The sequence below is a fragment of the Arthrobacter sp. EM1 genome (genome assembly GCF_029964055.1).
In the GTDB taxonomy this organism is placed as follows: Bacteria; Actinomycetota; Actinomycetes; order Actinomycetales; family Micrococcaceae; genus Arthrobacter.
In genome coordinates this window covers 2,805,378-2,832,259 of record NZ_CP124836.1, presented here as the reverse complement: position 1 = coordinate 2,832,259, position 26,882 = coordinate 2,805,378, and the positions used below count along the sequence as shown (strand labels likewise).

29 protein-coding genes and 1 tRNA gene are annotated in these 26,882 nt (G+C 65.7%); 20 read left to right on the top strand and 10 right to left on the bottom strand.

Annotated elements, in window-relative coordinates:
• The first annotated feature begins 53 nt into the window (after positions 1-53).
• From QI450_RS13100 to QI450_RS13075, 6 genes are all read left to right on the top strand, one after another.
• Positions 54-1,490, top strand: coding sequence for an FAD-dependent oxidoreductase (locus QI450_RS13100; protein WP_226774174.1), 1,437 nt, complete (start codon positions 54-56; stop codon positions 1,488-1,490).
• A gap of 240 nt (positions 1,491-1,730) precedes the next feature.
• Complete coding sequence (locus tag QI450_RS13095; protein ID WP_226774175.1) at positions 1,731-3,119, top strand: helix-turn-helix domain-containing protein; 1,389 nt, start codon at positions 1,731-1,733, stop codon at positions 3,117-3,119.
• A 134-nt stretch (positions 3,120-3,253) separates the two neighbouring features.
• The gene (locus QI450_RS13090) at positions 3,254-4,777 is read left to right on the top strand and encodes an aldehyde dehydrogenase family protein (protein WP_226774176.1); all 1,524 of its coding nucleotides are present in this window, start codon (positions 3,254-3,256) and stop codon (positions 4,775-4,777) included.
• A gap of 163 nt (positions 4,778-4,940) precedes the next feature.
• On the top strand, positions 4,941-5,951 hold the full coding sequence (gene adhP / locus QI450_RS13085) for an alcohol dehydrogenase AdhP (protein ID WP_226774182.1): 1,011 nt from the start codon (positions 4,941-4,943) through the stop codon (positions 5,949-5,951).
• Positions 5,952-5,967: 16 nt separating this feature from the next.
• A complete protein-coding gene (locus QI450_RS13080; RefSeq protein ID WP_226774177.1) occupies positions 5,968-6,375 on the top strand; it encodes a DUF779 domain-containing protein in 408 nt (135 codons plus the stop codon).
• Positions 6,376-6,537: 162 nt separating this feature from the next.
• Positions 6,538-8,070 carry an amino acid permease gene (locus QI450_RS13075; protein WP_226774178.1) on the top strand — a complete coding sequence of 511 codons (1,533 nt, stop codon included), beginning with the start codon at positions 6,538-6,540 and terminating at the stop codon, positions 8,068-8,070.
• A 123-nt stretch (positions 8,071-8,193) separates the two neighbouring features.
• Here the strand turns inward: QI450_RS13075 and QI450_RS13070 are convergent, their stop codons facing one another.
• Positions 8,194-9,702 (bottom strand): catalase, encoded by a 1,509-nt coding sequence (locus QI450_RS13070; protein WP_226774179.1) that lies wholly within the window; start codon positions 9,700-9,702, stop codon positions 8,194-8,196.
• 16 nt (positions 9,703-9,718) lie between these two features.
• The gene (locus QI450_RS13065) at positions 9,719-10,192 is read right to left on the bottom strand and encodes a transcriptional repressor (protein WP_226774180.1); all 474 of its coding nucleotides are present in this window, start codon (positions 10,190-10,192) and stop codon (positions 9,719-9,721) included.
• 150 nt (positions 10,193-10,342) lie between these two features.
• On the opposite strand from QI450_RS13065, the gene QI450_RS13060 reads away from it, so the two are divergent.
• A complete protein-coding gene (locus QI450_RS13060; RefSeq protein WP_282468025.1) occupies positions 10,343-11,614 on the top strand; it encodes an MFS transporter in 1,272 nt (423 codons plus the stop codon).
• A gap of 52 nt (positions 11,615-11,666) precedes the next feature.
• The gene (htpX, locus tag QI450_RS13055) at positions 11,667-12,536 is read left to right on the top strand and encodes a zinc metalloprotease HtpX (RefSeq protein ID WP_226773972.1); all 870 of its coding nucleotides are present in this window, start codon (positions 11,667-11,669) and stop codon (positions 12,534-12,536) included.
• 141 nt (positions 12,537-12,677) lie between these two features.
• Here htpX and QI450_RS13050 read toward each other — a convergent pair whose 3' ends face one another.
• On the bottom strand, positions 12,678-13,169 hold the full coding sequence (locus QI450_RS13050) for a YajQ family cyclic di-GMP-binding protein (RefSeq protein WP_226773971.1): 492 nt from the start codon (positions 13,167-13,169) through the stop codon (positions 12,678-12,680).
• Between the two features lie 194 nt (positions 13,170-13,363).
• On the opposite strand from QI450_RS13050, the gene QI450_RS13045 reads away from it, so the two are divergent.
• Together QI450_RS13045 and QI450_RS13040 are read left to right on the top strand one after the other, a co-directional pair.
• Positions 13,364-13,618, top strand: coding sequence for a hypothetical protein (locus tag QI450_RS13045; RefSeq protein WP_226773970.1), 255 nt, complete (start codon positions 13,364-13,366; stop codon positions 13,616-13,618).
• Between the two features lie 150 nt (positions 13,619-13,768).
• A tRNA-Tyr gene (locus tag QI450_RS13040) sits at positions 13,769-13,850 on the top strand.
• Positions 13,851-13,946: 96 nt separating this feature from the next.
• Here QI450_RS13040 and QI450_RS13035 read toward each other — a convergent pair.
• Positions 13,947-14,444, bottom strand: coding sequence for an SRPBCC domain-containing protein (locus QI450_RS13035; protein WP_226773969.1), 498 nt, complete (start codon positions 14,442-14,444; stop codon positions 13,947-13,949).
• A gap of 13 nt (positions 14,445-14,457) precedes the next feature.
• Positions 14,458-14,790, bottom strand: a complete 333-nt coding sequence (locus QI450_RS13030) for a metalloregulator ArsR/SmtB family transcription factor (RefSeq protein ID WP_226773968.1) — start codon at positions 14,788-14,790, stop codon at positions 14,458-14,460.
• A 605-nt stretch (positions 14,791-15,395) separates the two neighbouring features.
• Between QI450_RS13030 and QI450_RS13025 the strand changes: the two genes are divergently transcribed.
• A complete protein-coding gene (locus QI450_RS13025) occupies positions 15,396-15,572 on the top strand; it encodes a DUF1059 domain-containing protein (protein WP_226773967.1) in 177 nt (58 codons plus the stop codon).
• Positions 15,569-16,723, top strand: a complete 1,155-nt coding sequence (locus QI450_RS13020) for an EAL domain-containing protein (protein WP_226773966.1) — start codon at positions 15,569-15,571, stop codon at positions 16,721-16,723. Before QI450_RS13025 ends, QI450_RS13020 begins: the two co-directional genes overlap by 4 nt.
• Here QI450_RS13020 and QI450_RS13015 read toward each other — a convergent pair.
• Positions 16,720-17,178: a DUF1810 domain-containing protein gene (locus QI450_RS13015; RefSeq protein WP_226773965.1), complete on the bottom strand. Its 459-nt coding sequence runs from the start codon at positions 17,176-17,178 to the stop codon at positions 16,720-16,722. The genes QI450_RS13020 and QI450_RS13015 overlap by 4 nt on opposite strands.
• 206 nt (positions 17,179-17,384) lie before the next feature.
• Between QI450_RS13015 and QI450_RS18130 the strand changes: the two genes are divergently transcribed.
• Genes QI450_RS18130 through QI450_RS13000 form a run of 4 tightly spaced genes read left to right on the top strand, consistent with a single transcriptional unit; the run spans position 17,385 to position 18,897 of the window.
• Positions 17,385-17,633, top strand: coding sequence for an MgtC/SapB family protein (locus QI450_RS18130; RefSeq protein WP_309485679.1), 249 nt, complete (start codon positions 17,385-17,387; stop codon positions 17,631-17,633).
• On the top strand, positions 17,615-17,890 hold the full coding sequence (locus tag QI450_RS18125; protein ID WP_309485678.1) for a hypothetical protein: 276 nt from the start codon (positions 17,615-17,617) through the stop codon (positions 17,888-17,890). The genes QI450_RS18130 and QI450_RS18125 overlap by 19 nt, the downstream gene beginning before the upstream one ends.
• Positions 17,880-18,437, top strand: a complete 558-nt coding sequence (locus tag QI450_RS13005) for a GNAT family N-acetyltransferase (RefSeq protein WP_226773964.1) — start codon at positions 17,880-17,882, stop codon at positions 18,435-18,437. Before QI450_RS18125 ends, QI450_RS13005 begins: the two co-directional genes overlap by 11 nt.
• Before the next feature lie 55 nt (positions 18,438-18,492).
• The gene (locus QI450_RS13000; protein ID WP_226773963.1) at positions 18,493-18,897 is read left to right on the top strand and encodes a VOC family protein; all 405 of its coding nucleotides are present in this window, start codon (positions 18,493-18,495) and stop codon (positions 18,895-18,897) included.
• Between the two features lie 26 nt (positions 18,898-18,923).
• Here the strand turns inward: QI450_RS13000 and QI450_RS12995 are convergent, their stop codons facing one another.
• Positions 18,924-19,412: a GNAT family N-acetyltransferase gene (locus QI450_RS12995; RefSeq protein WP_226773962.1), complete on the bottom strand. Its 489-nt coding sequence runs from the start codon at positions 19,410-19,412 to the stop codon at positions 18,924-18,926.
• A gap of 122 nt (positions 19,413-19,534) precedes the next feature.
• Between QI450_RS12995 and QI450_RS12990 the strand changes: the two genes are divergently transcribed.
• Together QI450_RS12990 and trxA are read left to right on the top strand one after the other, a co-directional pair.
• Positions 19,535-20,080: an acyl-CoA thioesterase gene (locus QI450_RS12990; protein WP_226773961.1), complete on the top strand. Its 546-nt coding sequence runs from the start codon at positions 19,535-19,537 to the stop codon at positions 20,078-20,080.
• A 159-nt stretch (positions 20,081-20,239) separates the two neighbouring features.
• Positions 20,240-20,653: a thioredoxin gene (gene trxA, locus QI450_RS12985; protein WP_226773960.1), complete on the top strand. Its 414-nt coding sequence runs from the start codon at positions 20,240-20,242 to the stop codon at positions 20,651-20,653.
• Between the two features lie 104 nt (positions 20,654-20,757).
• On the opposite strand, the gene QI450_RS12980 is transcribed toward trxA, so the two are convergent.
• A complete protein-coding gene (locus QI450_RS12980) occupies positions 20,758-21,036 on the bottom strand; it encodes an antibiotic biosynthesis monooxygenase (protein WP_226773959.1) in 279 nt (92 codons plus the stop codon).
• Positions 21,037-21,136: 100 nt separating this feature from the next.
• Here QI450_RS12980 and QI450_RS12975 point away from each other — a divergent pair, with 100 nt between their 5' ends.
• Positions 21,137-22,813 (top strand): AMP-binding protein, encoded by a 1,677-nt coding sequence (locus QI450_RS12975; protein ID WP_226773958.1) that lies wholly within the window; start codon positions 21,137-21,139, stop codon positions 22,811-22,813.
• A 23-nt stretch (positions 22,814-22,836) separates the two neighbouring features.
• Here QI450_RS12975 and QI450_RS12970 read toward each other — a convergent pair whose 3' ends face one another.
• Both QI450_RS12970 and QI450_RS12965 read right to left on the bottom strand, forming a co-directional pair.
• Positions 22,837-23,817 (bottom strand): 3-methyladenine DNA glycosylase, encoded by a 981-nt coding sequence (locus QI450_RS12970; protein WP_226773957.1) that lies wholly within the window; start codon positions 23,815-23,817, stop codon positions 22,837-22,839.
• A gap of 367 nt (positions 23,818-24,184) precedes the next feature.
• On the bottom strand, positions 24,185-25,363 hold the full coding sequence (locus QI450_RS12965; RefSeq protein ID WP_226773974.1) for an SLC13 family permease: 1,179 nt from the start codon (positions 25,361-25,363) through the stop codon (positions 24,185-24,187).
• Positions 25,364-25,450: 87 nt separating this feature from the next.
• Between QI450_RS12965 and QI450_RS12960 the strand changes: the two genes are divergently transcribed.
• Complete coding sequence (locus QI450_RS12960) at positions 25,451-26,836, top strand: cystathionine beta-synthase (RefSeq protein WP_226773956.1); 1,386 nt, start codon at positions 25,451-25,453, stop codon at positions 26,834-26,836.
• Positions 26,837-26,882 lie beyond the last annotated feature (46 nt).

The following is a 26,882-nucleotide window of genomic DNA, read 5'->3' as shown; positions in this document are numbered from 1 at the left end:
AGACTGTGCGCTGCATGAGCTGGCGCCGTCGCTAAGACTCAGAAGGGCTTCCGGTGTCCAACTCGGCCGAAACCACGTCCAAACGTCCGCTCCGCGTTGCGATTGTCGGCGCCGGCCCGGCCGGCGTCTATGCTGCTGACATTCTCACCAAGTCCAACGAGGTCAAGGACGGCGACTTCGAGGTCAGCATCGATCTTTTCGAAGCCTACCCGGCCCCCTATGGCCTGATCCGCTACGGCGTCGCCCCGGACCATCCCCGGATCAAGGGGATCGTCAACGCCCTGCACAAGGTCCTGGACCGCGGCGACATCCGTTTCCTCGGGAACGTCAGCTATGGCCGCGACCTGACCCTGCACGACTTCAGGGCCTTCTACGACGCGGTGATTTTCTCCACCGGAGCCGTCAAGGACGCGGAACTGGATATCCCCGGTGTGGGCCTTGCGGGATCCTTCGGCGGGGCGGACTTCGTTTCCTGGTACGACGGCCACCCGGATGTACCGCGCGACTGGCCGCTGGAGGCCAAGGAGATCGCCGTGATCGGCAACGGCAATGTGGCCCTCGACGTCGCCCGGATGCTGGTCAAACACTCCGACGAGCTGCTTGTGACGGAAATCCCGGACAACGTCTACCAGGCGCTCAAGAACTCCCCGGTCACGGATGTGCACGTCTTTGGCCGCCGCGGACCGGCCCAGGTGAAGTTCACGCCGCTGGAACTGCGCGAGCTCTCGCACGCCCGGGACGTCGATATTGTCCTTTACCCGGAGGACTTCGAGTTCGACGACGCCTCGGACGAGGCGATCCGCGGCAACAACCAGATCCGCACCATGGTGAACACCCTCACGAACTGGCTCGTCGAGGAACACACCGCAGCGCAGGAGCCATCTTCCCGCCGCCTGCACCTGCATTTCCTGCACAGCCCGGTGGAGGTCCATGATGACGCAGCACGGCCCGGCGAGGTTACCGGCATCACGTTCGAACGGATGGAGCTGGACGGCACCGGAAACGTCAAGGGCACGGGGGAGTTCCTGGACTACCCGGTCCAGGCCGTCTACCGCGCGATCGGGTACCACGGCTCGCCGTTGGACGAACTGGAGTTCGACGCCCGCCGCGGCGTCATCCCCAACGAGGGCGGCCGTGTGCTGGACTCCGACGGCAATCCGGTGCCGGGCATCTACGCGACGGGCTGGATCAAGCGAGGCCCCGTGGGCCTGATCGGCCACACCAAGGGCGACGCCCTGGAGACCATCGGCTGCCTGCTCGAGGACCGGCTGGGCTTGCCGCCGGCGCAGAACCCGGACCCGCAGGCGATCATCGAGCTCCTTGAAGCCCGCGGGGTCGAATACACCACCTGGGAAGGCTGGAACAAGCTCGACGCCCACGAATTGGCCCTTGGCGCGCAGTGGTCGGCGTCCGGCGAGGCCAACGGAATCGTCCGGGAGCGCGTTAAGGTGGTTCCGCGCGAGGACATGGTGCAGATCTCCCGCGACTAATCCTGCTCCACGCGGCGCAGCTCACCCCGCGACGCGCAAGAACGCTGGGGCACCGGGTGTTGCGGCGTCGAAGGCGCTTTGGCGCCCTGCCGGAGGTGGCGCCTGGTCCACGCAGTTGGCACCGGCCACGCTCCGACAGTGCCCGGGACCGGCGAGCTATGGCGGGCACTGACAACGCGCACTACACTGAGCTGGACGTGGCTGCCTTCGGCGTGGTCGCGCCTCTCCAGTGGGAGTTCAATGACGAAAGTGATCCATCCGGCGGCTCCGTTCCCGCCAGCGGGTAGGTTGCCCGCTGCGTTGCGCCAGCAATATGCAAGCGCCGGCCATGAGCAACTGGACTCCCGGGGACGTGTGCTGCCGGCGGACCTGCAGCTCCCGGGTCTCAGCAGCCTGATCCAGGAATCTTGGCGCCGCTCAGCGGAGCTGCAGGCGAACCCGGACAACCCCGAGGCCCCCTTGGCCATGGACCTAGAGGAACTCGAAGAGTACCGCCGCCAGCATCCGCTCGCCGCCATTATGCCCGTGATCCACAAACTCCTGGTTCTGCCCAGCCACGAGAGTGGAATGCTTGTCGCCGTGGGGGACGAAGTGGGCCGTCTGCTCTGGGTCGAAGGCGATGCCGAGATGCGGCGCCGGGCCGAAGGCATGATGTTCGTACCCGGGGCCGACTGGTCCGAGGCGACGGTGGGAACCAGCGCCCCCGGCACTGCCCTGGCCCTGGGCCGCGGCATCCAGATCGCGGGCGCCGAACACTACAAACGCTCCGTGCACCCGTGGAGCTGCACGGCAGTTCCCTTCCATGATCCGGATTCCGGGGCCCTGCTGGGTGTCGTCGACATTACCGGGACGGAATCTGCCGTCGCCCCGCACACACTGTCGCTGGTCGAAGCGACGGTCGCCGCTGCCCAGGCGCACCTGCGGGTGGAACGGCTGCAGCTGGCCGCTGCGCGCCAGTCCTCGCCGGCACGACGGCGGGGCGCCGCTTCCGCCGCTTCGGGCGGGGGGCCGGCCGTGGCCTCCGGCAGCCTCTACCGCAACAGCCTCCAGCTGCTCGGCAGGGACCAGGCGCTGCTTAGTATCGACGGCCGCACCGTGGCGCTGTCGGCCCGGCATAGTGAAATCCTGGCGCTGCTCAGCACCCACCCGGACGGCCTGAACGCCGAGGAGCTCTGCGCACTGCTGTACCCCGGAAACGCCTCCACCATGACTCTGCGGGCCGAGATGGTCCGCCTGCGAAAGGTCCTCCAGCAGCTCAATCCGGACGCCGTTCCCGAGTCGCGCCCCTACCGGCTGCCGCTGGATCTGGTGCCGGACTCAGTCCAGGTCCTCAATTGCCTGCAGCGCGGCGCCCACCGGATCGCCTTGGAGATCTACCGCGGCGCCGTCCTGCCGCGCTCCGAGGCCCCCGGCATCGCCGAGCTGCGGAACCGGGTCGGTTCACTGCTCCGCGAAGCGGTCCTCACGGATGGCAGCGCCGAGTCGCTGCTGCGCTACGCCGAGCTTCCCGAGGCCAGGGACGACGTCGAGGTCCGGATCGCGGCGTTGAAGCTGCTGCCGCCGCGCTCGCCCAAACGGGCCGCGATCGTCGCTGACCTGGAACGGCTCGAGGCGGAACTTACCGCCTGAAGTGCGCTTTCGGAGCAGCGTGACCCGGGTCACGCCCACTGCAACCTGACTGCAACCTCCTGGCTCCTAGGCTGAGTGCAACGGTGGCGCCGGCAACTGGCCGCCATCAATCTTGCACAGCAAAGGAGCTAGCAATGACTGTTTACGCACAGCCCGGTACCGAGGGCTCGAAGGTTACTTTCAAGGACCGCTACGAGAACTGGATCGGCGGCGAGTGGGTTGCCCCGGTCAAAGGCCAGTACTTCGAGAACATCACCCCCGTCACCGGGAAGGCGTTCTGTGAGGTTGCCCGCGGCACCGCTGAGGACATCGAGCTTGCCTTGGACGCCGCACACAAGATTGCCCCGTCCTGGGGCAAAACCTCCGTGGCCGAGCGGGCCGCCATCCTGAACAAGATCGCCGACCGCATCGATGAGAACCTCGAGATGCTCGCCGTCGCCGAATCCTGGGACAATGGCAAACCGATCCGCGAAACCCTCAACGCGGACATCCCGCTCGCCGCCGACCACTTCCGCTACTTCGCCTCCGCCGTCCGGGCCCAGGAAGGCCGGCTGTCCCAGCTCGACGAGGACACCACCGCGTACCACTTCCACGAGCCCCTCGGCGTCGTCGGCCAGATCATCCCCTGGAACTTCCCGATCCTGATGGCCGTCTGGAAACTCGCCCCGGCCCTCGCCGCAGGCAACGCAGTGGTCCTGAAGCCGGCCGAGCAGACACCGTCCTCGATCCTGGTCTTGATGGAACTCATCGGCGACCTGCTCCCGGCCGGCGTCCTGAACGTGGTCAACGGTTTTGGCGTCGAGGCCGGCAAGCCGCTGGCCTCCAGCCCGCGGATTCGCAAGATCGCCTTCACCGGCGAAACCTCCACCGGCCGGCTGATCAGCCAGTACGCCAGCCAGAACCTCATCCCGGTCACGCTGGAACTGGGCGGCAAGAGCCCCAACATCTTCTTCAACGACGTGGCCGACACCAACGACGCGTTCTACGACAAGGCCCAGGAAGGCTTTACTCTCTTTGCCTTCAACCAAGGCGAAGTCTGCACCTGCCCCTCCCGCGCCCTGGTCCAGGAGGACATCTACGATTCCTTTATGGCCGACGCCGTGGCCCGGGTCGAGAAGATCATCCAAGGCAACCCGCTGGACACCGAAACCCAGCTCGGCGCCCAGGCGTCCAACGACCAGCTGGAAAAGATCCTCTCCTACATCGACATCGGAAAGCAGGAGGGTGCCAAGATCCTCACCGGCGGTGCCCGGGCCGAAATGCCCGGCGACCTGGCCGGCGGCTACTACGTCCAGCCGACCATTTTCGAAGGTCACAACAAGATGCGGATCTTCCAGGAGGAAATCTTTGGCCCTGTGGTCTCCGTGACCCGCTTCAGCGACTACAACGACGCCATGGGCATCGCCAACGACACCCTCTACGGCCTCGGCGCCGGCGTCTGGTCCCGCAACGGCAACGTAGCCTACCGCGCCGGGCGTGAGATCCAGGCCGGCCGGGTGTGGGTAAACAACTACCACGCCTACCCGGCGGGTGCTGCGTTCGGCGGCTACAAGTCATCCGGCATCGGCCGCGAAAACCACTCGATGATGCTGGACCACTACCAGCAGACCAAGAACCTCCTGGTCAGCTACAACGAGAACAAGCTCGGCTTCTTCTAAGCCGCACCAAACCCGGTCGGGGCGGATCAGGATGGATCCGCCCCGACCGCACCAGTTGTGCACCTCAGCGGAAGGATGCCGGCCCACTGCACATGCCTTTGGTTACACACACGCTTTATGACGCAAGGATTTCGCTATGACGACGACAACGACGACGACGACAATGCAGGCCGCAGTAGTGACCGAATTCGGCAAGGACCTGCAGATCCAGACCCTGCCCGTCCCCGTGCCGGGCCGGGGTGAAGCGCTGGTAAAGCTCCTGACCACCGGAGTCTGCCACACGGACCTGCACGCCGCGGAAGGCGATTGGCCGGTGAAGCCGAGCCCGCCGTTTATCCCCGGACATGAAGGCGTCGGTGAAGTCGTTGCCCTCGGCGCCGGCGTGACGGACCTGGCCGTCGGCGACCTCGTCGGCAATGCCTGGCTTTGGTCCGCCTGCGGCGACTGCCAGTACTGCCGGACCGGTTGGGAGACCCTGTGTGAAGCGCAGCAGAACGCCGGCTACAGCGTGGATGGTTCATTTGGCGAGTACATGCTGGTGGACACCCGCTTCGCCGCCAGGATCCCGGCCGGCTCGGACCCCGTGGAGGTGGCTCCCGTGCTGTGCGCCGGCGTGACGGTGTACAAGGGCCTGAAGATGACCGAGGCCAGGCCGGGCCAGTGGGTCACGATCTCGGGCATCGGCGGACTCGGCCACATCGCCGTCCAATATGCGGTGGCGATGGGCCTGCGTGTCGCCGCGGTTGACATTGCCGACGACAAGCTCGCCCTCGCCAAGAAGCACGGGGCCGAACTGACCGTCAATGCCCTGCACGAGGATCCGGCCGAAGTTATCCAGCGCGAAACAGGAGGTTGCCATGGAGTCCTGGTCACAGCGGTGCACCCGTCGGCATTCGGCCAGGCGATCGGCATGGCCCGGCGCGGCGGGACGATTGTGTTCAACGGCCTGCCGCCGGGCGACTTCCCGGCGCCGATCTTTGAGATTGTGCTCAAGGGCCTGACCGTCCGCGGCTCCATTGTGGGTACCCGGCAGGACCTGGAGGAGGCGCTGGACTTCTACGCCCAGGGCAAGATCCGGCCCACGGTCTCCACCCGGGAACTCTCGGAAGTGAATGCCGTCCTCGACGAAATGAAGCACGCCAAGATCGACGGCCGTGTGGTCATCAAATACTGACGAAGGAAGAATGCTAATGTCCGGGACAAAACTCGACGCCGCAGTGACCCTTCCCGGGGAAGACTTCTCCCGGGTGGCGCTCACTCCGGCCGCGGTGGAGCTGCTGCGCAAGATGTGGCTCCAACACGGGCCGCTGATGTTCCATCAGTCCGGCGGCTGCTGTGACGGCTCCTCCCCGATGTGCTACCCCGCAGGGGAATTCATCACCGGTGACTCCGACGTGCAACTTGGCCTGTTCGACATCTCGGATGGCCTGCAGCCGCAGCCCATTGAGTTCTGGATGTCGAAGGAACAGTTCAACTACTGGAGCCACACGCACCTGACCGTGGACGTCGTTCCCGGCCGGGGGAGTGGTTTCTCGGTGGAAGCACCTGAGGGCAAACGGTTCCTGATCCGGTCAAAGCTGATGGACTGGCCGGTTTAGGCGGGCCTGGAACCGGGCGGATGATCCGCGAGCGGGCCGTGCAGCTACCCTGCGCGGCCCGCTTTCTGGTCTCACTATGCGGGATGAAAATGGCCGTCCAGTGGATGGACACTACTATGGACAGGTTGTTTCCACCCAGCTACCAAGAATGTGGACTTTGCCATGAATCTATTCCGGACCAAATCGATTGAGCAGTCCATGTCGGACGCCGAGGAACCCGGACGCAAGTTGAAGCGCTCGCTCAGCTCCTGGGACCTGATGATTATGGGTGTCGCCGTCGCTGTCGGCGCCGGTATCTTCTCGGTGGGCGCCAAGGCGGCCGCAAACTTCGCCGGCCCCGCCGTGACCCTGTCCTTCGCCATTGCCGCCGTCACGTGTGCCCTGGCCATCATGTGCTACGCCGAGTTCGCCACGGCTATTCCGGTCGCCGGCTCCGCCTACGTCTTCACCTACGCCACCATGGGCGAGTTGCTGGCGTGGATCATCGGCTGGAACCTCATCCTCGAACTGTTCACCGCCGGTGCGGTGATCGCCAAGTACTGGGGCATCTACCTCAGCAAGGTCTTCGCGCTTATGGGCGCTGACATCCCGCCGTCGATCTCCCTGGCGGGCGTGGACCTGTACTGGGGCGCCTTCCTGATCGTCGCCGTGTTTACGGTGCTGCTGGTGCTGGGAACGAAGCTGTCCGCCCGCGTCGGCAACGTCTTTACCCTGATCAAGATCGCAGTTGTGCTCTTTGTCATCGTGGTGGGCTTCAGCTACGTGAAGTTCGAGAACTACGCGCCCTTCGTTCCGGCGTCCGAGCCCACCGGGGGCACCGGCGCCGCCGACGTCATGAAGCAGTCCTTCTTCGGCTTCCTTACTGGGGCTGCCCCGGCGCAGTACGGCACGCTGGGCATCTTCGCCGGCGCCGCCCTGGTCTTCTTCGCCTTCATCGGCTTTGACGTTGTTGCCACCTCGGCCGAGGAGGTTAAGAACCCGCAGAAGACCCTGCCCCGCGGCATCTTCGGCGGCCTCGCCGTCGTCACAGTGCTGTACATCCTGGTCTCACTGGCGCTGACCGGCATGGTCTCGTACACCGAACTGGCCGAGGCCAAGAACCCGACCCTCACCACGGCGTTCGAGGCTGTTGGCAATAACGACGCGGCCAAGGTCATCGCCTTCGGCTCCCTGGTGGGCCTGACAACTGTGATCATGGTGCTGCTGATGGGCCTCTCCCGGGTGGTGCTGGCCATGAGCCGCGATGGCCTGCTTCCCCGCTCGCTGTCCAAGACCAGCACCATCCGCGCGACGCCGGTCCGGCTGCAGATCATCTGCGGAGCCGCCGTTGCCGTCGTCGCCGGACTCACCAACGTGGACCTGCTGGAGGAAATGATCAACATCGGCACGCTCTCGGCATTTGTGACGGTGAGCATCGGAGTGCTGGTGCTCCGTAAGAAGCGGCCGGACCTGAAACCGGCGTTCCGCGTGCCGCTGGGGAAGGTCCTGCCGATTGTCTCTGCAGTGCTGTGCCTGTATCTGATGACCAACCTGGCCGTGGAGACGTGGATCTTCTTCGCCGGCTGGCTCGTGATCGGTGTGATTATTTACTTCTCCTACGGCCAGCGGCACTCCCGGTTGAACGAGAAATTCGCCGAGGCCAAGGCTTCGGTTAACGGCCCCGGCGACAGGAACGCTGCCCTCACCCGCTCCTGATCAGGGAGTGGCCGGTCCCGACACAGCGAAGTCGCCGGAACCGTGCGAGTTCGCCGGAAACCTCCGACGAACTGGCACGGCTCCGGCGACTTCGGCGTTACGCGGCAGCCGCCAACAAGAGGATCAGATCTTGTTGGCTGCCTCAGCCTCGGAGCTGGCAGCGCCGGCACCCAGGTTGGCGCGCAGCTTCGCGCCGAGTCCGGCGTCGACGTTGGTCCAGTACTGGATGGCGCGTTCCTTGATCGCAGCGTTCTGCACCCCGCCGACGGCACCGGTGATGGTGTCCAGGAAGCGGGCCTTGGCTGCTTCATCGAAGACGTCGCGGTACAGCGTGCCGGCCTGGCCGAAGTCGCTGTCCTCGGAGTGCAGGGTCGCTGCGGTGCGGATCAGGGCGCCGTCGAATTCCCAGGAACCCTCAGCGGCGCGGGCCGGGTCGGCCACGGGACCGCCGAAGGAGTTCGGCGCGTAGACGGGGGCCGTTGCCGGCTTGTAGCCGTGGCGCAGCGAGCCGTCCTGCGAGTAGTTGTTCACCGGCGAGACCGGTCGGTTGACCGGCAGTTCGTTGAAGTTGGTGCCCACGCGGTAGCGGTGCGCATCCGGGTAGGAGAACACACGTGCCGTGAGCATCTTGTCCGGCGAGATGTCGTGGCCCGGGACGACGTTCGCCGGAGACAGTGCGATCTGCTCGATCTCGGCGAAGAAGTTCTCCGGGTTGCGGTTCAGCTCGAAACGGCCGACCTCGACCAGCGGGTAGTCGGCGTGCGGCCAGACCTTGGTCAGGTCGAACGGGTTGAAGCGGTACGTCTTGGCGTCCTCGTAAGGCATGACCTGGACGTGCAGGTCCCAGCTGGGGAAGTTGCCCTCGTTGATGGCCTCATACAGGTCGCGGCGGTAGTAGTCGGCGTCGGCGCCGGCAAGCTCCCCGGCCTGTTCGTTGGTGATGTTGTGCTCGCCCTGGTTGGAGCGGAAGTGGTATTTGACCCAGAAGCGTTCGCCCGCGGCGTTCGTCCACAGGTAGGTGTGGGAGGAGAAACCGTGCATCTCGCGCCAGGAGCGGGGCAGTCCGCGGTCACCCATCAAGTAGGTGACCTGGTGGGCGGACTCGGGGGAGAGCGTCCAGAAGTCCCACTGCATGTCGGCATCGCGCAGACCGGAACCCGGCAGGCGCTTCTGCGAGTGAATGAAGTCCGGGAACTTAATGCCGTCCTTGATAAAGAACACGGGGGTGTTGTTGCCCACGATGTCCAGGTTTCCCTCGGGGGTGTAGAAGCGGGTCGCGAAACCGCGGACATCGCGCCAGGTGTCGGGGGAGCCCTGCTCGCCGGCGACGGAGGAGAAGCGGATGGCCGTGCCAACCTGGGCGCCCGGCTGGAACGCAGCTACGCGGGTGTACCGGGAAACGTCGCCGGTCACCGTGAAGGTGCCGAAGGCGCCGCCACCCTTGGCGTGGACGATGCGCTCCGGAATCCGCTCGCGGTTGAACTGTGCCAGCTTCTCGACCAGGTAACGGTCGTGCAGCGCGGTGGCACCGTCGGCACCGGAGGTCAGCGAGTGCTCGTCGGAGGCGACGGGGGCTCCGGTCTGGGTAGTGGTCGCGGTGTGCGGGATGGGCGCGGAAAGGTTCGCAGTCATCATTCTCCTTGGTGGATTACTTGTTTTCAGAGGTGGCGGGAAGTTGTTGGGTTTCCTGGCAGTCCTGGCAGACGCCCTGGTAGAGCACATCGGCGATCTGGATGCTCATCGGCCGGGCGTTGGTATCCCAGTTGGGTGTCAGGCACGGGGCATGGCCGACGGCGCAATCGACGTCCTCCACCCGGCCGCAACCGATGCAGACAGCATGGTGGTGGTTATCGCCCACCCTCGTCTCGTACAGGGCGGGAGAGTGCGGCGGCTCGAAGCGGCGCAGCATTTGCAACTCGGTCAGGTCGCCGAGGACAACATAGACGGACTGTGCGGTCAACTCGGGAAGTTCCCGGCGTGCGGCGGCCAGAATGTGCTCGGCCGGTGAATGCGGGAGATGCTCGACGGCGGTAAGGACGGCCAGCCGCTGTTTGGTCACGCGGCGGCCATGGGCGCGCAGGGCAGCAGCCCATGCTGCCTGGCTGCCTGTCGAAACCGTCATGGCACCATTCAAACACTTATTATGATTCGATCGCAATAAGGCTCGGCTAACTACGCACCCCCTTAGCGACCCCGTCCCAAGGGCGACCCCCAGACCGCGCCGGACGTCCGGAACACCGGCCGGCCCTTCCGCCGCCGCTAGAGTATCCGGGTGGGGAAATATCTGGCGGACATTACGCCCTTGCGCGAGAGTCCGGCGTTCCGCCGCCTGTGGCTCGGGTCCGCCGTCGCCGCGCTGGGCAGCCAACTGACCCTGGTCGCCGTGAGCCTGGAGGTCTACCGGCTCACCCAGGACAGCCTGTACGTTGGACTGCTGAGCATCTTCGCCCTGGTCCCGTTGGTGATCGGTGGCCTGCTGGGCGGTTCGATCGCCGACGCCCACGACCGACGCAGGGTAGCACTGCTGGCTTCGTCTGTGCTGTGGCTGACCACCGCCTGCCTTGCACTGCAAGCCTGGCTGCAACTGGGAAATATCTGGCTGCTGTACGTTCTGGTCGCTGTGCAGAGCGGCGCCCAGGCCATCAACCAGCCGGCTCGCAGCGCCATTATTCCGGTGTTGATCCGCAAGGAGCTCCTGCCGGCGGCGAACGCGCTGAGCATGATCAGTTTCGGTCTCACCCTAACGGCCGGGCCCCTGCTGGCCGGGCTTCTCGTGGCCTCCGTCGGCTTCGCCTGGACGTATACAGTCGACGTCGCCACCTTCGCCTTCGCCCTGTGGGCCCTCCTGCGTCTGCCCGCCATGCCGCCGGGTGAGCATGCGCGGCCGGCGGGCCTGCGCTCCGTCGTCGAAGGCTTCCGGTTCCTGGGCACGCGCCCCAACTTGCGGATGACCTTTGTGATTGACCTCGTCGCGATGATCCTTGCCCAGCCCCGGGCGCTTCTTCCCGCGATCGGCGCCGTCATGATCGGCGGCGGCGAAACCACCGTGGGCATCCTGCTTGCCTCCACCGCGGTTGGGGCGTTCCTGGCCGGCCTCTTCTCCGGGCCGCTGGGGGCGGTGCGTCGGCAGGGAACGGCCGTCGTCTGGTCCGTGATGGGTTGGGGCGCCTCGATTGCCGGTTTCGGCCTCGTCGTGGTGCTTGCCGGGAACTCCGGCGCCGGCGGCGTAACGTGGTGGCTGCTTCCGGCGGCCCTGTGCTGCGGGCTGGCCGGCATCGCGGACTCTGTCAGTGCCGTCTTCCGCACCACCATCCTGCAGGCCTCGGCCCCGGACCACCTGCGCGGTCGCTTGCAGGGAGTGTTCATAGTGGTGGTGGCAGGCGGTCCGAGGGTGGGGGACATGCTGGCGGGCGGCGGGACTAAAATTCTTAGTGAAGGCTGGGTCCTGCTTCTGGGCGGCTTGTTGTGCATCGCGGTGGCCTGGACCGTGGCGCGCTGGCAGTCGGGCTTCCTGAGGTACGACGCGCGGAACCCGGTGCCGTAACGAAACGTTGTCCGGGTCCGGGTCCAGGGCAGGACAACTTGCGGGAGGAACATTGCACCAGCATCACAACGGACTGAAGACCGCCGCTCTTTTTGGCGTGCTGTGGGCGGTATTGCTGGGTATCGGCGCACTGATGGCCGCCAGCCTGCGCAGCGCCGCGCCATTGTGGATCATGGCCCTGATCGGCGTTGGCACCACTGCCTACGGATACTGGAACAGTGACAAAATCGCCATCCGGTCCATGCAGGCCTATCCCGTGACGGAGGCCGAGGCGCCGCAACTGCACCGGATTGTCCAAGAGCTCTCGGCCACGGCACAGCAGCCCATGCCGCGGATCTACCTCTCGCCGACAATGGCGCCAAATGCCTTCGCTACCGGACGGAACCCGCAGAACGCGGCGGTGTGCTGCACGGAAGGCATCCTCCGGCTGCTGGACGACCGCGAACTGCGCGGTGTGCTGGGCCACGAGCTGATGCACGTTTATAACCGGGACATCCTGACTTCGTCCGTGGCTGCGGCCGTCGCCGGGGTTATTACCTCCGTGGCCCAGATGTTCCTGTTGTTCGGCGGCGGGGACCGGCGCAATGCCAACCCCATCGCCGCGATCGCGATGGCGCTGCTCGCACCCTTTGCCGCCTCGCTGATCCAGATGGCCATTTCCCGGACCCGGGAGTTCGACGCCGACGAGGACGGGTCCAAGCTCACGGGTGATCCGCTGGCGCTCGCCTCCGCCCTGCGCAAGATTGAGCAGGGCGTGCAACTGGCGCCGCTGCCGCAGGACCAGCGGCTGGTTAACGCCTCGCACCTGATGATCGCGAATCCGTTCCGCGCCGGCGGCGTAGCGAAGATGTTCTCGACGCATCCGCCGATGAGCGAGAGGATCGGCCGGCTTGAGCGGATGGCCGGCCGGCAATCGGGCTAGGCGCTGGCCCGGCACCGGCGGGCGGCGACCCTCCCTGACGCCGAGAAGTGCCCGTGCTGCGCGAAAGGGCCGTCGATGCCGGTATTACGGCATCGACAGCCCTTTCGCGCGTCGTCGGCAACTTTGTGCCGCGGCAGGCTCTTAGCTGCGGAAGTTCACAAACTGCAGGTCTGCCTCGTCGAATCCCTTGAGCAGGTTCATGGTTTCCTGGAGGTCGTCGCGGGACTTGGAAGTCACGCGCAGCTCGTCGCCCTGGATCTGCGACTTGACGGACTTGGGACCCTCGTCGCGGATCAGCTTGTTGATCTTCTTGGCGAGATCCTGCTCGATGCCTTCCTTGATGGTGGCCTCGAGCCGGAACTCCTTGCCGGAGGGATACGGCTCACCCGTGTCCAGCGACTTCAAGGAGATGCCGCGTCGGATCAGCTTGGACTGCAGCACGTCCAGGACGGCCAGCACACGCTCTTCGGAGTTGGCCTTCATCAGGATCTTCTCGCCGCTGAAATCAACCTCGGCGCCGACTCCCTTGAAGTCGTAGCGCTGGACCAGTTCCTTCTGCGCCTGGTTCATCGCATTGGCGACTTCCTGCTTGTCTACCTTGCTGACGACGTCGAATGTGGATTCGCCTGCCATGACTGTCCTCCTGATCGTTGGGGTGCCCGTCGAGGGGCTCTGGGGTCTGTAATCCAGCCTAGTACGGATGCCCCGATCTGAAGGCGCCGCGATCCGCCGCTTTCACAGTCCGCTCAAAGCTGAGTCAGGGCGGGAACGAAGTTTCGGCGCGCAGAGTTGCGGGAGTTGGAAGAGTTCCCCGAAAGGTAGACCTTATGCAAAACCAGGCCGTCCGGTACGTCATTAGCTCCACCGCGGCGGCAGTTGGCGGAATTGCCGCCGCCGCGACCTCGGTGGCTGCCGCAACACTGGCGGCTTCGATCATTTTCAGCCCCGCCGCCGATGCCTCGGCGAGGCTGGATGGTGTTCATGCGGACTTGGCGCGGGCCATCCAGCTGAACCAGGTCACCGAGGAACAGGCCGCAAGGTTCGAGGCGAAACTCGCCGGCCGCATCCTAGGCGAGGCCTGAGTTTCCAGGCTTTTTGAGGTGGCAGACCGCCGATTCGATTCTTCGGCGGAAGTTCTGTAAAGTTGTCTTGCCCGCGGTTACTGGAAGCGGAACGGACTGGAAACAGGCGTTTTGTAGATAGCGGCCGGGAGTGATCTTCTTTTGAAGTTCGGCAGATTACCCGAGCGGCCAAAGGGGGCTGACTGTAAATCAGCTGGCAACGCCTACGGGGGTTCGAATCCCTCATCTGCCACCCTTGAAAAAGTCTCCGGAACCAATAGGTTCCGGAGACTTTTTCTTTGCCGGGGCCCCTCGTTCCGCTCCGGAGCTGCGGGGCGGACGGTGGTGGTCAGGCGGGGCCTGAGCCGGCGAGGATGCCGTCGATCTGGCCGAGGGCCTGCTTCATGCCCTCTTCCATGCCCATGGCGAGGACCTGTTCCAGTGCGGCGGCCGAGTCAAAGGTCGACACCACTGTCATCCGGGTGCGGTTTTCGACTGCCGCCAGCCTCATCACTGCATGGCTCGTGCCCAGGTCGGGGTTCGGGTCGCCGTTGTCATCAGCAAAACCGTCGTCGAACTCCAGGCGGTGCGGAGCCTCGATGGCGGTGAACCGCCACCAGCCGCGGGCTTTTTCGCCGTCGGGTCCGGTCATGTAGTAACTGGCCTTCCCGCCGGGCACAAAGTCGTGGCTCTCGAAGGTCGCAGGCCACGTGGGCGGGCCCCACCAGCGCTCCAGCTGGCGTGGGTCCTCCCAGAGCTGCCAGACGCGCTCGATGCCGGCGTCGAACTCGGCGATGACGGTGAAACTGAGGGCTGCGGCATTCTGGTGTGAACTGATAACGGCCATGGCGGAACTCTTCCTATCCCTCGGTGAGAATTTCTGCGATCCTGGTGGCCCGGTCCCGCCAGATCACCTCGTATTCATCGAGCAGCCGCCGGGCCCTTTGCAGGGCATCGTGGCGTGCGCGCACGATCTGCTCCCGTCCGCGCTTTTCCTTCGTCACCAGGTCAGCGCGCTCCAGGACCGCCACGTGTTTCTGTACGGCGGCAAAACTCATGGCGTAGTGGTCCGCCAGCCCCGACACGGACGACTCTCCAGCCGTCACCCGAGTGACGATATCGCGGCGGGTAGCATCCGCAAGCGCCTGAAACAGGCGGTCAAATTCGGCATCCCTTAGCTTATCTACAACCATTTGGTTGTAGAATAGTCCGGTTGACCGGCGGTGTCAACGCTGCCCGGTCGGCCCTTGGGCCATGCCGGGGTGCACCGCGATGAGCTCAATTTTGTTCCCCGGCTGGACAGTCCTTTTCGGGGCCCGGGAGCACCCCGGCGTCCAACTGGTTCAACATCCGGTGGGCGGCGAGTGCCTCGTCCTAAACGGTGCTGCGCGGCGGCCCGGAAAATTCCGTCGGGCAGCCGACGTTGAAAATGCTGGAAATGACGGTGCTGAGGCTGCTCCGGGGAAGGGACGGGACGCTGGAGCGCAAATGTTAATATTCAGTCCCATCCGTGCGATGACGGGCCACGAATAGCTCTTCGGTAGGCCAAGGCGGTAAGCAGTCCGGCGCGGCCCGCCGGGAGCCCATTGGGTTCGGGAGATCATCGGCGAGGATGACACCGGGGCCAAAAGCTGAACATCAAGCAGCAATTGCACCGGAGCAGCAGCCAGGATAAAAGGCAGCCGCCAGGCGCATATCACCGTGTATTGCCGCTCAGGGCAGTACTGTAGTGCCGTTCGCCGTCAAACAGTTTTGACGCCAAATATTCATTATCGCCGTCAAATATCAAGGAGCCTACGTGAAATCTTTTGCCTGTGGAGACGTAGTACCTGGTTGCGAAGCCCGATGGGTATGCAGCACGGAAGACGAAATCCTGGTCACCGTCGCCGCGCACGCAGCGGCCGCGCATGGCTTGGTGGAACTGCCCGACGAAGTCGTCCGGTCGGTCCACCGCGCAATCGTTCCGGTTAGTTGAGCAGCCCCGCGGCGGGCCGGCCGTCTCCCGCTGCCCGCGCCCCCGCGGGACCGCACTGGGAGGAGCTCTTGGCGGTCGCCTGCCGTGGAGACGGCCTCGCAGCGGCGTTCCAGCCGATTGTCGACACAGCCCGCGGTTCGGTGGTGGGCTATGAAGCGCTCGCCCGGTTTCCCGGCTTCACCGAGCAAAATCCCGAAGTGTGGTTTTCCGCTGCCCGCGACCATGGGAAGTCTGCAGAACTCGAATCGGCCGCCCTGCGGACAGCACTCGCGGCTCGTTCCACGCTGCCGACCAACTGCTTCCTGACTCTCAACGTTTCTCCCGAGCTGCTGGGCACCGAGGAGATCCGGAGCATCTGGCGGGAGGAAGGAAATCTGGGTGGACTCATCGTTGAACTGACCGAACAGACCCCCATCGATTCCTACGTGGGGCTGGAACCTGACCTGAACCAGCTGCGTGCCGCCGGCGCCCTGATCGCCGTGGACGACGCCGGTGCCGGCTACGCGGGACTGCGGCACCTGTTGTCGCTGCGGCCCTCCCTGATCAAGATCGACCGTGACCTCATCCAGGACGTCGACCGCGATGAAGCAAAGCGAGCCCTGATCGAGATGCTGGGCACCTTTGCCAGCCGTGTCGACGCATGGATCCTGGCCGAGGGTGTTGAACGGGTGGAGGAACTCGACGCTCTGGTCTCTCTTGGTGTGCCCCTGGTTCAGGGCTATTACCTGGCCAGGCCGGCACCGGCCTGGGCCGGCATCGATCTGGATCTGGCCCACCGGCTCGCTTCGAAGCCAGCGGCATCCGGCAAGGCAGTCGTTCGCGATGTCCTAGAATCTGCGACGACGGCAAGTACTGTCGTGCTCGCCGCGGAGGCCTTCGCCGGAAACCCCGGACTTGAGTCGGTGGTTTTGATCGGTGAGCACCTGCGGCCGGTTTCTGTGCTGACCCCGGCCGCAGCGGGGCTGGGCGTGGTCAACCCCGGCATGCGCGTGAACCTGGATACCCCGCTGAGCGAGGCCCTGGCCCGGTCCATGACGCGGTCCGCCTCCAGCCGGTTCGAGCCCCTGTTGGTAACTGACAACGCCGGCCGCTACGCCGGTGTCGCCCGCTTGGAACGGATGATCACGGCGCTGGCAACGCCGGAAGCCTAACCAGGTCCTGCTTCGGGTCGACGCTTGAGGCCGAGGATCTGGTCGGTGGCCGGATCGGGCACCCCGTCGAAGTATGCGGCAAGCACCTCCCGGAAGATGCCCGCACGGGGGTCCGCCCGCAGGAACAGGGTCATTGAGGAGCGCAGCTTCCGCTCATCGATCCCGCCGAAGATCTGCACGGCGGAGCGCCCTGCCAGGCCGGCCACCGCCTGTGTGCATTCGACCAGCCGGGGACCCAAGACCGGATGCAGCAGATAGGCCTTCGCTTCATCCAGCGATGTCACCGCGTACCGCTGTGCAGTCGCGCTCCTCCCGAGTCCGGCGAGCTGCGGGAACACAAACCACATCCAGTGGCTGCGCTTAGATCCCCCGCGAAGCTCATCGAGGGCACGCCGGTAGCTTTCGTCTGAATCCTGGGCTGTGACGAAACGTTCCAGCTGGTAGGGGTCCTCCACAGTGTCCTCCCTGGCCCGGCCCGCGTCTGCGCCCCAGCGGGCCGTGACGTCCGGACAGCCGGCGACCGAGGCCGGCCGCACGCTGCCACAGCGGCGCGGTTCTTCGATCCTATGGTGGCGGAAGCGTCCGAGGAAAGAGGGGGTTCGTGCAGCAGTGCTCCCGGCCAGCCCGGCCATTGATTCACGGGCCAAGTAAGGTGGGCCGCATGTTTGCATTCTTCACCGAAACAAGCCTGGTGGAAGCCGGCCTGCTGCTTGCGACGTTTGTGCTCTGTTCGCTGATCGGCATTGAGCGCCAGGTCCGGCAGAAGAGCGCCGGCTACCGGACCCATGTGCTGGTGGGACTCGGCTCCTGCGCGTTCACCCTGGTGTCCGCCTACGGTTTCGCGTTTGTGATGGACCCCGGGGCGCCTGTGGCGCCGGCAGGATCCCTTCCGTGGACAGGAACCGCGTGATGCACATCGACCATGCGGATGGCCAGGGCGTTCTGCGGCAGATCCTCGAGATCGCCACCACCTTGGGGTTCAGTTCCTCGATCCAGCGCACCCGTCGCAGCGGGGATGAGCAGAAGCCAATGGTCTCCATGGACGTGCGGTTCTTCGGACGCCATCCGCTGCGCAACCTCGTCCTGCCGCTTATGGACCTGCAAGGCGTTGCAAGCGTCAGCGTCCGTGGCGCCGATTCCAGCGAGGACGACGACGATGCGGCCTGAGCTTTTGCGTGCCAACGATCAGACCCTGGCCGGCAGCGTCCAGGTCCGGGTGCTGCGAGCATCCGACGCGGCGGCCCTGAGCGCTGCATACCGGCGGAACCGCGAGCACCTGGCGCCTTGGGAGCCGCTGCGGGCAGAGGAGTTCTTCACCGTCCACGGTCAACGGGCAAGCATTCAATCCAAGCTGGACTTGTTCGATGCGGGATCGGCTGTTCCCTGGGTTCTCACCGACGGTGACGTGATTGTGGGGTTGATGACTCTCAGTGGCATCGTCCGGGGCCCGTTTCTCAGCGCCAACCTCGGGTACTGGGTGGACGAAGGCTACGGCGGGCGCGGGATCGGCTCGGCTGCGGTCGCCTGCGCCGTCGAGTCAGCGCGGGAGGCACTGGGCCTGCACCGGCTGCAGGCGGCCACCCTCCGGCACAACGCAGCCTCGCAGAAGGTCCTTAAGCGCTCCGGGTTTATGCAGATCGGCATGGCACCGGACTATCTCAACATTGCCGGCGCCTGGCAGGACCACCTCCTCTTCCAGCGCATTCTGGCGTAAGCCGCGGGAGCACGGCGGCGGCAAGTTCTGCCTCAAGGCGTGCGAGACTCTTCAGGTGACTGATGAAACGCCTGGAGCCCTGGACCACGTGGAACTGTGGGTCCCGCACCTTGGCCGTGCGCAGTCCGAATGGGGCTGGCTCCTGACCCGGCTGGGCTATCGCGACCACCAGGACTGGCCGCACGGGTGCAGTTGGCGGCGGGGTCCGACGTACATCGTCGTCGAGGAGTCTCCGGCGCTGAGCAGCCGCGCCTACGAGCGCACCGCGCCCGGACTCAACCACCTTGCCTTTCGAGCGGGTACCCGGCGTCAGGTCGATGCCGTGGCGGTGGACGCCGTCGCGCATGGCTGGCGGGAACTGTTCCCCGAGAAGTACCCGCACGCCGGCGGCCCGGACCACTACGCCGCATATTTGGTGAATTCGGACGGCTTCGAAGCAGAATTGATCGCGACCGTCTGAAACGTCGCGCGGCCAGGGACCGGGGATCAGCGGACCATCCGCAGGATTCGGACCGGGGTGCCGAGCAGTTCGTGGTCGGCTGCGGAGCCGTCGGGGGAGAAGCCGTTGCGGCGGTAAAAGGCGAGCGCCCGGGGATTTTGTTCGGCAACCCAAAGATAGGCGCCGCTGTCGGCCACGGCTGAATCCAGCAGCAGTTGGCCCGCCCCCGAGCCATACTGGCTGGCGAGTACGTAGAGTCCCATCAGCTCCCGGTCTCGGGGTCCGTCCTCATCGCGTCCGGCCCCGGCGCTGGCCCAGCCGACGATCTCGGCGCCGGCGCAGGCCACCCAGACACTTGAGGTGCCGGCGGCGATGATGGAACGCCAGCTCCTCTCCCGCGGGCCCTGCTGCAGTCCGGCCAGGGCAGCTGCCGGCAGGAGGTGGGCGTAGCTTTCGCGCCAGGCCTGGAGGTGCACGCGGGCAATACCGCCAGCGTCCGCCGGCGAAACGGCCCGTACAGTCAGGTCCCTTGTCATCCGAACAGCGTAATACCCCGGAGAAGCGGCCGGCCGGCGGACACTCAACCTACCGCCGGACGGGGCGCACGCCGCGGGTACGGGTCTTGGCAGCTTTGTTACTCGCGGGTAACATGTTCACCATGCATCTGCTCCTGCGCACGCTCGTCCTGCTTTTTACCTCGTCCCGCCGCTCTCCGCTAAGCATCTGGGACACCGCGTCGCTGCCGTTGAAGGTACTGCCGACCGATATTGATATTGCGATGCATGTCAACAACGGAATGTATTTCTCCCTGATGGACCTGGGCCGGTTTGACCTGATGGCCCGCAGCGGAACCTGGAAGGCCATGCGCCGCAGGGGATGGAGTCCCGTGGCGGCGGGGGAGACAATCGCTTTCCGCCGTTCGCTGCAGTTGTGGCAGCGGTACACCATTGAAACGAGGATCATCGGCCTGGACGAGAAAGCCATCTACTTCGAGCAACGGATGGTGGTGGACGGGGAAATCTACGCCCGTGCCTTCATCGCAACCCGTCTGGTCAGCAAGGGCAAGCCGGTTAGCCAGGCTGAAATCATCCGTGAGTTCGGGGCGCCTCCGGCGGATCTGGAACTGCCCGCCTGGATTCACGAGTGGCGCGAAACCAATGCCCTTCCCGGGGCGCGCCGCGCCGCCCCGAACGTCTGGGCCTAAGTCCCCACATGGCGCCGGCGACAGGCCCAAGCCGCCGGGCCGGCTGGGTACACCTAAGGCCCCGGGGCGGAAATCCGGGCCCGCCGGTGTGTCGTCACATGGATGTGCCAACAGCGAAATGCGCGGGACAAGGCGGGGCTGCTCGCGTACCGTTGAACCATGGCTACCGTAGACATTACAGGTGAACAGTTCGCATCGACCGTCGAGGACAACAACATTGTCCTTGTTGATTTTTGGGCCGAGTGGTGCGGCCCGTGCAAGCAGTTCGGACCCACCTACGCCGCAGTTTCCGAGAAGCACCAGGACGTTGTGTTCTCGAAGGTGGACACGGAGGCCGAGCAGCAGCTCGCTGCCGAGGCCGGCATTACCTCCATCCCCACCCTGATGGCGTTCCGTGAAAAGGTGCTGGTGTTTTCCCAGCCGGGTGCGCTGAACGCCCAGCAGCTGGAGCAGGTCATCGACGCCGTCAAGGCCCTCGATATGGAAGAAGTCCACGCGCACGTCGCGCGGTCCCAGGCGGAAGCCGCCACGGCAGCCACCGCCCAGGACGGCAGCCAGATCCCGGAGTCCTAGCTACCCCGCACGGACCCAAAGAGAAAAACGCGGGGCCGCTGCGCACCCATCGTCGTAAGACCAATGGGTGGGCAGCGGCCCCGCGTTGTTTTGGGACTGGGGGCTTAGAGTTTCACGAGCTTGACCGGCTCCGCCAGCAGTGCGCTGAGGGATTCGTTGAGGTCCTGGACCGCTGTTCCTTTTGAATGCGTGTCCAGGTCTTCCTGCGAGGCCCACTGTTCGGTCAGCACCAGCTTGGCCTCGGTGGCCTCCGTCAACTCGTACCGGATGCAGCCGGGTTCGTTGACTACTTGCTCAATCGCAATCTCCAGCGCGAGCTTCACACGAAAGAATTCGCCGTCGTTGGGGATGAAGGTGGCCTGAAGGTCTATGGGTTCGCTCATGGTTTTCACCATACCGGGTCGCGTCCTTGTGTCCGAAGATTTCGTAGGACATCCAAGCTTTGGTCTTCTTTTGCCGGCCGAGTGTTGGTAGCGTCACAGCATGCTTGCATACACAGCCGGGGACACTGACGTCCCGCTGCTTGAGGAAACGATCGGCGATAATTTCGAACGAATCGTGGCCCGGTTCCCTTATCAGGACGCCTTGATCGAGGCTGCGGCGGTTCCGGGGGAGGAAGCGCGCCGCTGGAGTTATACCAAACTGAACGACGACGTCGACCGGGTCGCCCGTGCCCTGCTGGCCCTGGGCGTGGCAGCAGGCGATCGCATCGGGATCTGGAGCCCGAACTGCGCCGAATGGACCATCCTGCAGTACGCGACGGCCAAGGCCGGGGCGATCCTGGTCAACGTCAATCCCGCGTACCGCAGCCACGAGCTGGAATTTGTGGTGCAACAGAACGGCATGCGGATGCTGGTCGTGGCCCCCTCGGACCGTAACAGCGACTACACCGCCATGGCTCGTCAGGCGCTGGCCGAATGCCAGGAACTGGTCGAACTTGTTTTCCTTCCCGATTCCGGCCTGCCGGGCCTTACGGCCGGCGTCCCCGAAGCTGGCGGCGAGCGCAGCTACGCGGAACTCCTGAAACGTGCCGACGACGTCGGGCACGCTGCCTTGAAGGCGCGGATGGCCGAGCTGGACCCCCACGACCCGATCAACCTGCAGTACACCTCGGGCACCACCGGCTTCCCCAAGGGGGCCACGCTCTCGCACCACAACATCCTGAACAACGGCTACTCGATCGGTGAGTTGCTCGAATACACCGAACGGGACAGGGTGGTGCTTCCGGTGCCGTTTTACCACTGCTTCGGTATGGTCATTGGAAACCTCGCCGCACTAAGCCACGGCTGCGCCACCATCATTCCCGGCCGGGGCTTCGCCCCCGCAGCCGCGCTGGAAGCGGTGCAGGACTTTGGCGGCACCTCGTTGTACGGCGTGCCCACGATGTTTATCGCCGAACTGGCGCTGCCCGACTTTGCCTCCTACGACCTTTCCACGCTCCGCACCGGGGTGATGGCAGGATCGTTGTGCCCCATCGAGGTGATGAACCGGGTCATAGCGGAGATGAACATGCGCGACGTCGCTATTTGCTACGGGATGACGGAAACTTCGCCGGTGTCCACCATGACCCGCAGTGTCGACACAATGGCCCAGCGCACCCAAAGCGTGGGCCTGACGATGCCGCACCTGGAGAGCACTGTTGTGGATCCAATGACCGGCGGGGTGCTGCAGCGCGGGGAGATCGGAGAACTGTGCACCCGCGGATACTCCGTTATGAAGGGGTACTGGAACCAGCCGGAAAAGACCACGGAGGCGATCGACGCCGAGGGCTGGATGCACACCGGCGACCTCGCCCGGATGGATGCGGACGGCTACATCGTGATCGAGGGACGGATCAAGGACATGGTGATCCGTGGTGGTGAAAACGTCTATCCCCGCGAGATCGAAGAGTTCCTGTACACACACCCGGACATCCAGGACGTCCAGGTGATCGGGGTGCCGGACGCCCGGTACGGCGAGGAACTGATGGCCTGCATTATCCTCAGGGCCGGCGCCGCCCGGCTGGACGCCGAGAGCCTGGCCGAGTACTGCCGCGGGAAGCTGGCGCACTACAAGATCCCGCGCTATGTGGACGTGCGGGATAATTTCCCGATGACGGTCTCCGGCAAGATCCGCAAAATGGACATGCGGCAGGAAGCCGTGGCCCGTCTGGGGCTCTGACCCCGCCCTGCCGCGGCGGCGGGCTAGTGGCTGCGGTGGTCCTGGATGGTCATCCGCGGCCCGAAGGTGGGTTTGCGGAAGCCGCTGAACCCGATCATCCGGACCACACGCTGCCGCTGCCCGGCCCACGGTGCCAGCAGCCGGAGCATGCCGGCGTCGTCCGTCCGGCGGCCGGTGAGCGCCGCGCCCACATACGCCGCAAGGTGGTAGTCGCCCACGGCAATGGAGTCCGGACAGCCGTGGGTGCGCTGCACCACCTCCGCCGCGGTCCACGCGCCGATCCCGGGAAGGGTCTGCAGCTTCGCGGAGGCCTCCGACGCCGGAAGCGCGGCGAGCCGCTCCAGCGCGACGGCGGAGCGCAGCGCGCGCATGACGGTTGCCGATCGTTGCGGCCCCACCCCGGCCTGGTGCCATTCCCAGGACGGGATGCGCAGCCACTGCTCGGCGGTGGGCTGGACCATCAGGTTGGCGGGAGCGACGGTGCCTGCTCCGGGTGCCGGCGTGCCAAAGCGGTACATCAAATACCGGTAGCCGCGCCTCGCCTCAATGACTGTGACCTTCTGCTCCAGCACCGTCGGCACGAGGGAATCGATCATCCGGCCGGTGGCGGGCAACCGCACAGCCTGGTTTCGGCGCCGGGCCTCAACCACCATCCGGGGGAGCGTGGCGTGGAAGCCGGCCTCGTCAAAGCCGGACCAGTCATCATCGCGGCCCAGCAGCCGCGGAACGGAGTCCACGGCCGCGGCAGCTCCCGGACCCCAAGCCTGGACGTTGACGGCCGGTTCCGAGCTCGGTCCGGCGGCGGTCAGGCGCAGCGACGCCGGACCCGACGCCGTCGTGAAGCCCAGCCACAGTCCGTCAGCCGCGGTGCGGATGGACGGATCTCCCTGCCCGCGCAGGAGCGGCCCGAGCGTCTGGGACAGGTCGAAGGGGCCGCCCGGGTGCCAGCGCAGCGAGGCGTCGGCCGCGGCGGCAACGCTTGCCGGGACGTCTGCAATGGTCATCCGACAATGATTCCACGCACGGCCAGCGGCGACCGCATCTTGGCCGCCGGCGGCCCGCCCCGCAGGGCCCTTAACGTCCCGGGCCGGCGGGGTTAGATTCCGGCTGTGGGGCTGGCCGCGTACGCCCGCCCCTGGCCCGAATCCTTGTTCCTAGGAGAACGTAATGGCTGGTGGAGTAGTACATTTTGAGATCCCCGCTGACGACGAGCACCGCGCACGGGAGTTCTACAGGTCGATTTTCGGCTGGGAGTTTCAGGTACTGCCGGAGATGGATGGAACGCGTACTTCAAGGACACCGAGGGCAACGTTCCAGGACTGTGGCAAAACGCCTCGGCGCGCGGAAGCGCCGGCTCCCCGGCCGCTGTGATCAGTGCATTCCCGTGGTCAGCCAGAGTGCCACAACCGCTAGGGGCACGGTGAGGACGACGGCGGCGAGGCCTGCGACCGCGAACCCGCCCCAGCGGATCTCGACGTTGAGGGTGCGCAGCCGTTCGTGCCAGAGGAGAGTGGCCAGGGACGCCCACGGGGTTACCAGCGGGCCGAGGTTCACCCCGAGGAGCAGGGCCGCGAGCCGCACCGGCGAGTCGCCTGCCGGTTCCAGCGCCAGGTAGGCCGGCAGGTTGTTCGCCGCGTTCGCCAACCCAACGCCGATTCCCGCGAGCTGCAGCAGCGCCGGAAGACCCTCGCCTGACCCGGCGATTCCGGACAGGAACCGCGTGAGGCCTTGGGCGTGCAGGGCTTCGACCACCATAAACAGCCCGGCGGTGAGGCTAAGCGGCCGCCAGGGGATCATGGACCAGCGCAGCGCCGCGCGACGGCGCCAGAGAAAGAGGCCCAGCAGGACCGCCGCCGCCGTGATCGCCGGGAGCTGCACGGGAACGCCGGAGACGAGGGCGGGCAGCAGCAGCACCATCACCCCCGACGCCAAGTACAGCAAAAGCCTGTCCCGTGCCTTGCCGGCTGGCTGTGGAATGTAGCGGCCGGCCAGGTCCTTCCGGAACGCCAGCCACAGCAACCCGATCGGGACCAGGATCCCCACCAGCGCCGGCGCCCAGACGAGGCCGGCAAAGGCGGCCGGGCTGAGCTTCAGCCGGTCCTGGGCCAGCAGATTCGTCAGGTTCGACACCGGCAGCAACAGCGATGCGGTGTTGGCCAACCAGACCGTTGTCAGCGCAAACGGCAGCGGCGGGATCCGGGCGTGGATGGCCAGCAGCACAACGACCGGGGTCACGAGCACGGCAGTTGTATCCAGGGACAGGAACACTGTGGAGACGGTGGCCAGGCCGATCACCAGCAGCCACAGCAGGAAGACCCGCCCCCGGCCCAGCACCGCAAGCCGCTCCGTCACGACCCGGAACAGGCCGGCGTCGTCAACCATTTCGGTCACGAGGGACATGGCTACCACAAAGGCCAGCACCGGGACGGTGCGGGCGGCCAGGGCCTCGAACGCGGGCCAGGGCAACAATCCGGTGAGTAGCACGGCGGTGCCCGCGGCCAGCATGCCGGCGGGGAGCAGATGGTCGTTCAATTCCCTGGGCCAGCGCATGCTCGTCACCGGATAATCTTCGCACCCGGATGCGCCGGATGACTGCCCCGACGTCCCGCGGTCCGCGGAGACGGTAACTTTGTATCTATGAAGTACGCCCAGTCCGTTCTGGACCTCATCGGCAATACGCCGCTCGTCAAGCTGCACCACGTTACCGACGGCATCGGGGCCACGGTCCTGGTGAAGCTGGAATACCTGAACCCCGGCGGTTCCATCAAGGACCGCATCGCGGTGAAGATGATCGAGGAGGCCGAACGCACCGGCAAGCTCCTGCCCGGCGGCACCATCGTGGAACCCACCTCCGGCAACACCGGTGTGGGACTGGCCCTCGTAGCCCAGCAGAAGGGCTACCGGTGCATTTTTGTCGTGCCGGACAAGGTCGGCGAGGACAAGCGCGCCGTCCTCCGGGCCTACGGCGCCGAGGTTGTGGTGACTCCCACCGCCGTCGCCCCTGACAGCCCGCACAGCTACTACGGCGTCTCGGACCGGCTGGTGACCGAAATCCCCGGCGCCTATAAGCCCGATCAGTTTTCCAACCCGGCCGCCCCGGCCAGCCACTACGAATCGACCGGCCCGGAAATCTGGGCCGACACGGACGGCCGGATCACGCACTGTGTGATTGGTGCCGGTACCGGCGGCACCATCACCGGTACCGGCCGGTACCTCAAGGACGTCTCGGCCGGCCGGGCGGCGGCCGACGGCGGGGTGGTCAAGATCATCGGCGCTGATCCGGCAGGTTCGGTCTACTCCGGCGGCACCGGACGGCCGTACTTCGTCGAGGGTGTCGGTGAGGACATGTGGCCCGCCAACTATGACAAAACCGTCGCCGACGCCGTCATCGCCGTGAGCGATGCCGACTCATTTGAGATGACCCGCCGGCTGGCCCGGGAAGAAGGCCTGCTGGTGGGCGGGTCCTCCGGCATGGCAGTCGTGGCCGCGCTGCAGGTCGCCAGGGACCTGCCCGATGACGCCGTCGTTGTGGTGGTCCTGCCGGACTCCGGCCGCGGTTACCTAGCCAAGATCTTCAACGACCAGTGGATGCGCTCGTACGGCTTCCTCGCCGGCGGGGACGAAGCGTCGGTGGGCGAGGTCCTCAAGTCCAAGACCGGCGAGCTGCCGGACCTTGTGCATATCCACCCCACCGAAAGCGTCCGCGACGTTATCAACATCATGAATGAGTACGGCGTCTCGCACATCCCGGTGCTCTCCCAGGAGCCGCCGGTCGTGATGGGCGAGGTGCTGGGGGCGGTTGACGAACGCACCTTGACCGCGAAGCTCTTCCGGGGCGAAGCCAAGCTCTCCGACAAGATTTCCGAACACATGGAGGCCCGGCTGCCGGTCATCGGCTCGCTGGAATCCATCTCGACCGCCCGCGATCTCCTCTCCGGCGCCGACACCCTGATGGTGACGTTCGTCGGCGCTCCGGTGGGGATCCTGACCCGCCACGACCTGCTCGCCTACCTCAGCAACTGACCCGGTGGCGGGGCATGCCGTTGCAGCATGCCCCGCCCGCCGGCCG

Excerpts from the sequence above, each read along its gene's own strand:
- QI450_RS12965 (WP_226773974.1), bottom strand. The coding sequence starts at position 25,363 with ATGCGCTGGCCCAGGGAATTGAACGACCATCTGCTCCCCGCCGGCATG.
- QI450_RS13075 (WP_226774178.1), top strand. The coding sequence starts at position 6,538 with ATGAATCTATTCCGGACCAAATCGATTGAGCAGTCCATGTCGGACGCC.
- QI450_RS12980 (WP_226773959.1), bottom strand. The coding sequence starts at position 21,036 with ATGAGCGAACCCATAGACCTTCAGGCCACCTTCATCCCCAACGACGGC.
- QI450_RS13070 (WP_226774179.1), bottom strand. The coding sequence starts at position 9,702 with ATGACTGCGAACCTTTCCGCGCCCATCCCGCACACCGCGACCACTACC.
- QI450_RS13005 (WP_226773964.1), top strand. The coding sequence starts at position 17,880 with ATGCGGCCTGAGCTTTTGCGTGCCAACGATCAGACCCTGGCCGGCAGC.
- QI450_RS18130 (WP_309485679.1), top strand. The coding sequence starts at position 17,385 with ATGTTTGCATTCTTCACCGAAACAAGCCTGGTGGAAGCCGGCCTGCTG.
- QI450_RS13050 (WP_226773971.1), bottom strand. The coding sequence starts at position 13,169 with ATGGCAGGCGAATCCACATTCGACGTCGTCAGCAAGGTAGACAAGCAG.
- QI450_RS12970 (WP_226773957.1), bottom strand. The coding sequence starts at position 23,817 with ATGACCATTGCAGACGTCCCGGCAAGCGTTGCCGCCGCGGCCGACGCC.
- QI450_RS13045 (WP_226773970.1), top strand. The coding sequence starts at position 13,364 with ATGCAAAACCAGGCCGTCCGGTACGTCATTAGCTCCACCGCGGCGGCA.
- QI450_RS13035 (WP_226773969.1), bottom strand. The coding sequence starts at position 14,444 with ATGGCCGTTATCAGTTCACACCAGAATGCCGCAGCCCTCAGTTTCACC.
- trxA (WP_226773960.1), top strand. The coding sequence starts at position 20,240 with ATGGCTACCGTAGACATTACAGGTGAACAGTTCGCATCGACCGTCGAG.
- QI450_RS12990 (WP_226773961.1), top strand. The coding sequence starts at position 19,535 with ATGCATCTGCTCCTGCGCACGCTCGTCCTGCTTTTTACCTCGTCCCGC.
- QI450_RS13090 (WP_226774176.1), top strand. The coding sequence starts at position 3,254 with ATGACTGTTTACGCACAGCCCGGTACCGAGGGCTCGAAGGTTACTTTC.
- QI450_RS13030 (WP_226773968.1), bottom strand. The coding sequence starts at position 14,790 with ATGGTTGTAGATAAGCTAAGGGATGCCGAATTTGACCGCCTGTTTCAG.
- QI450_RS12995 (WP_226773962.1), bottom strand. The coding sequence starts at position 19,412 with ATGACAAGGGACCTGACTGTACGGGCCGTTTCGCCGGCGGACGCTGGC.
- QI450_RS13080 (WP_226774177.1), top strand. The coding sequence starts at position 5,968 with ATGTCCGGGACAAAACTCGACGCCGCAGTGACCCTTCCCGGGGAAGAC.
- QI450_RS12975 (WP_226773958.1), top strand. The coding sequence starts at position 21,137 with ATGCTTGCATACACAGCCGGGGACACTGACGTCCCGCTGCTTGAGGAA.
- QI450_RS13065 (WP_226774180.1), bottom strand. The coding sequence starts at position 10,192 with ATGACGGTTTCGACAGGCAGCCAGGCAGCATGGGCTGCTGCCCTGCGC.
- QI450_RS12960 (WP_226773956.1), top strand. The coding sequence starts at position 25,451 with ATGAAGTACGCCCAGTCCGTTCTGGACCTCATCGGCAATACGCCGCTC.
- QI450_RS13095 (WP_226774175.1), top strand. The coding sequence starts at position 1,731 with ATGACGAAAGTGATCCATCCGGCGGCTCCGTTCCCGCCAGCGGGTAGG.
- adhP (WP_226774182.1), top strand. The coding sequence starts at position 4,941 with ATGCAGGCCGCAGTAGTGACCGAATTCGGCAAGGACCTGCAGATCCAG.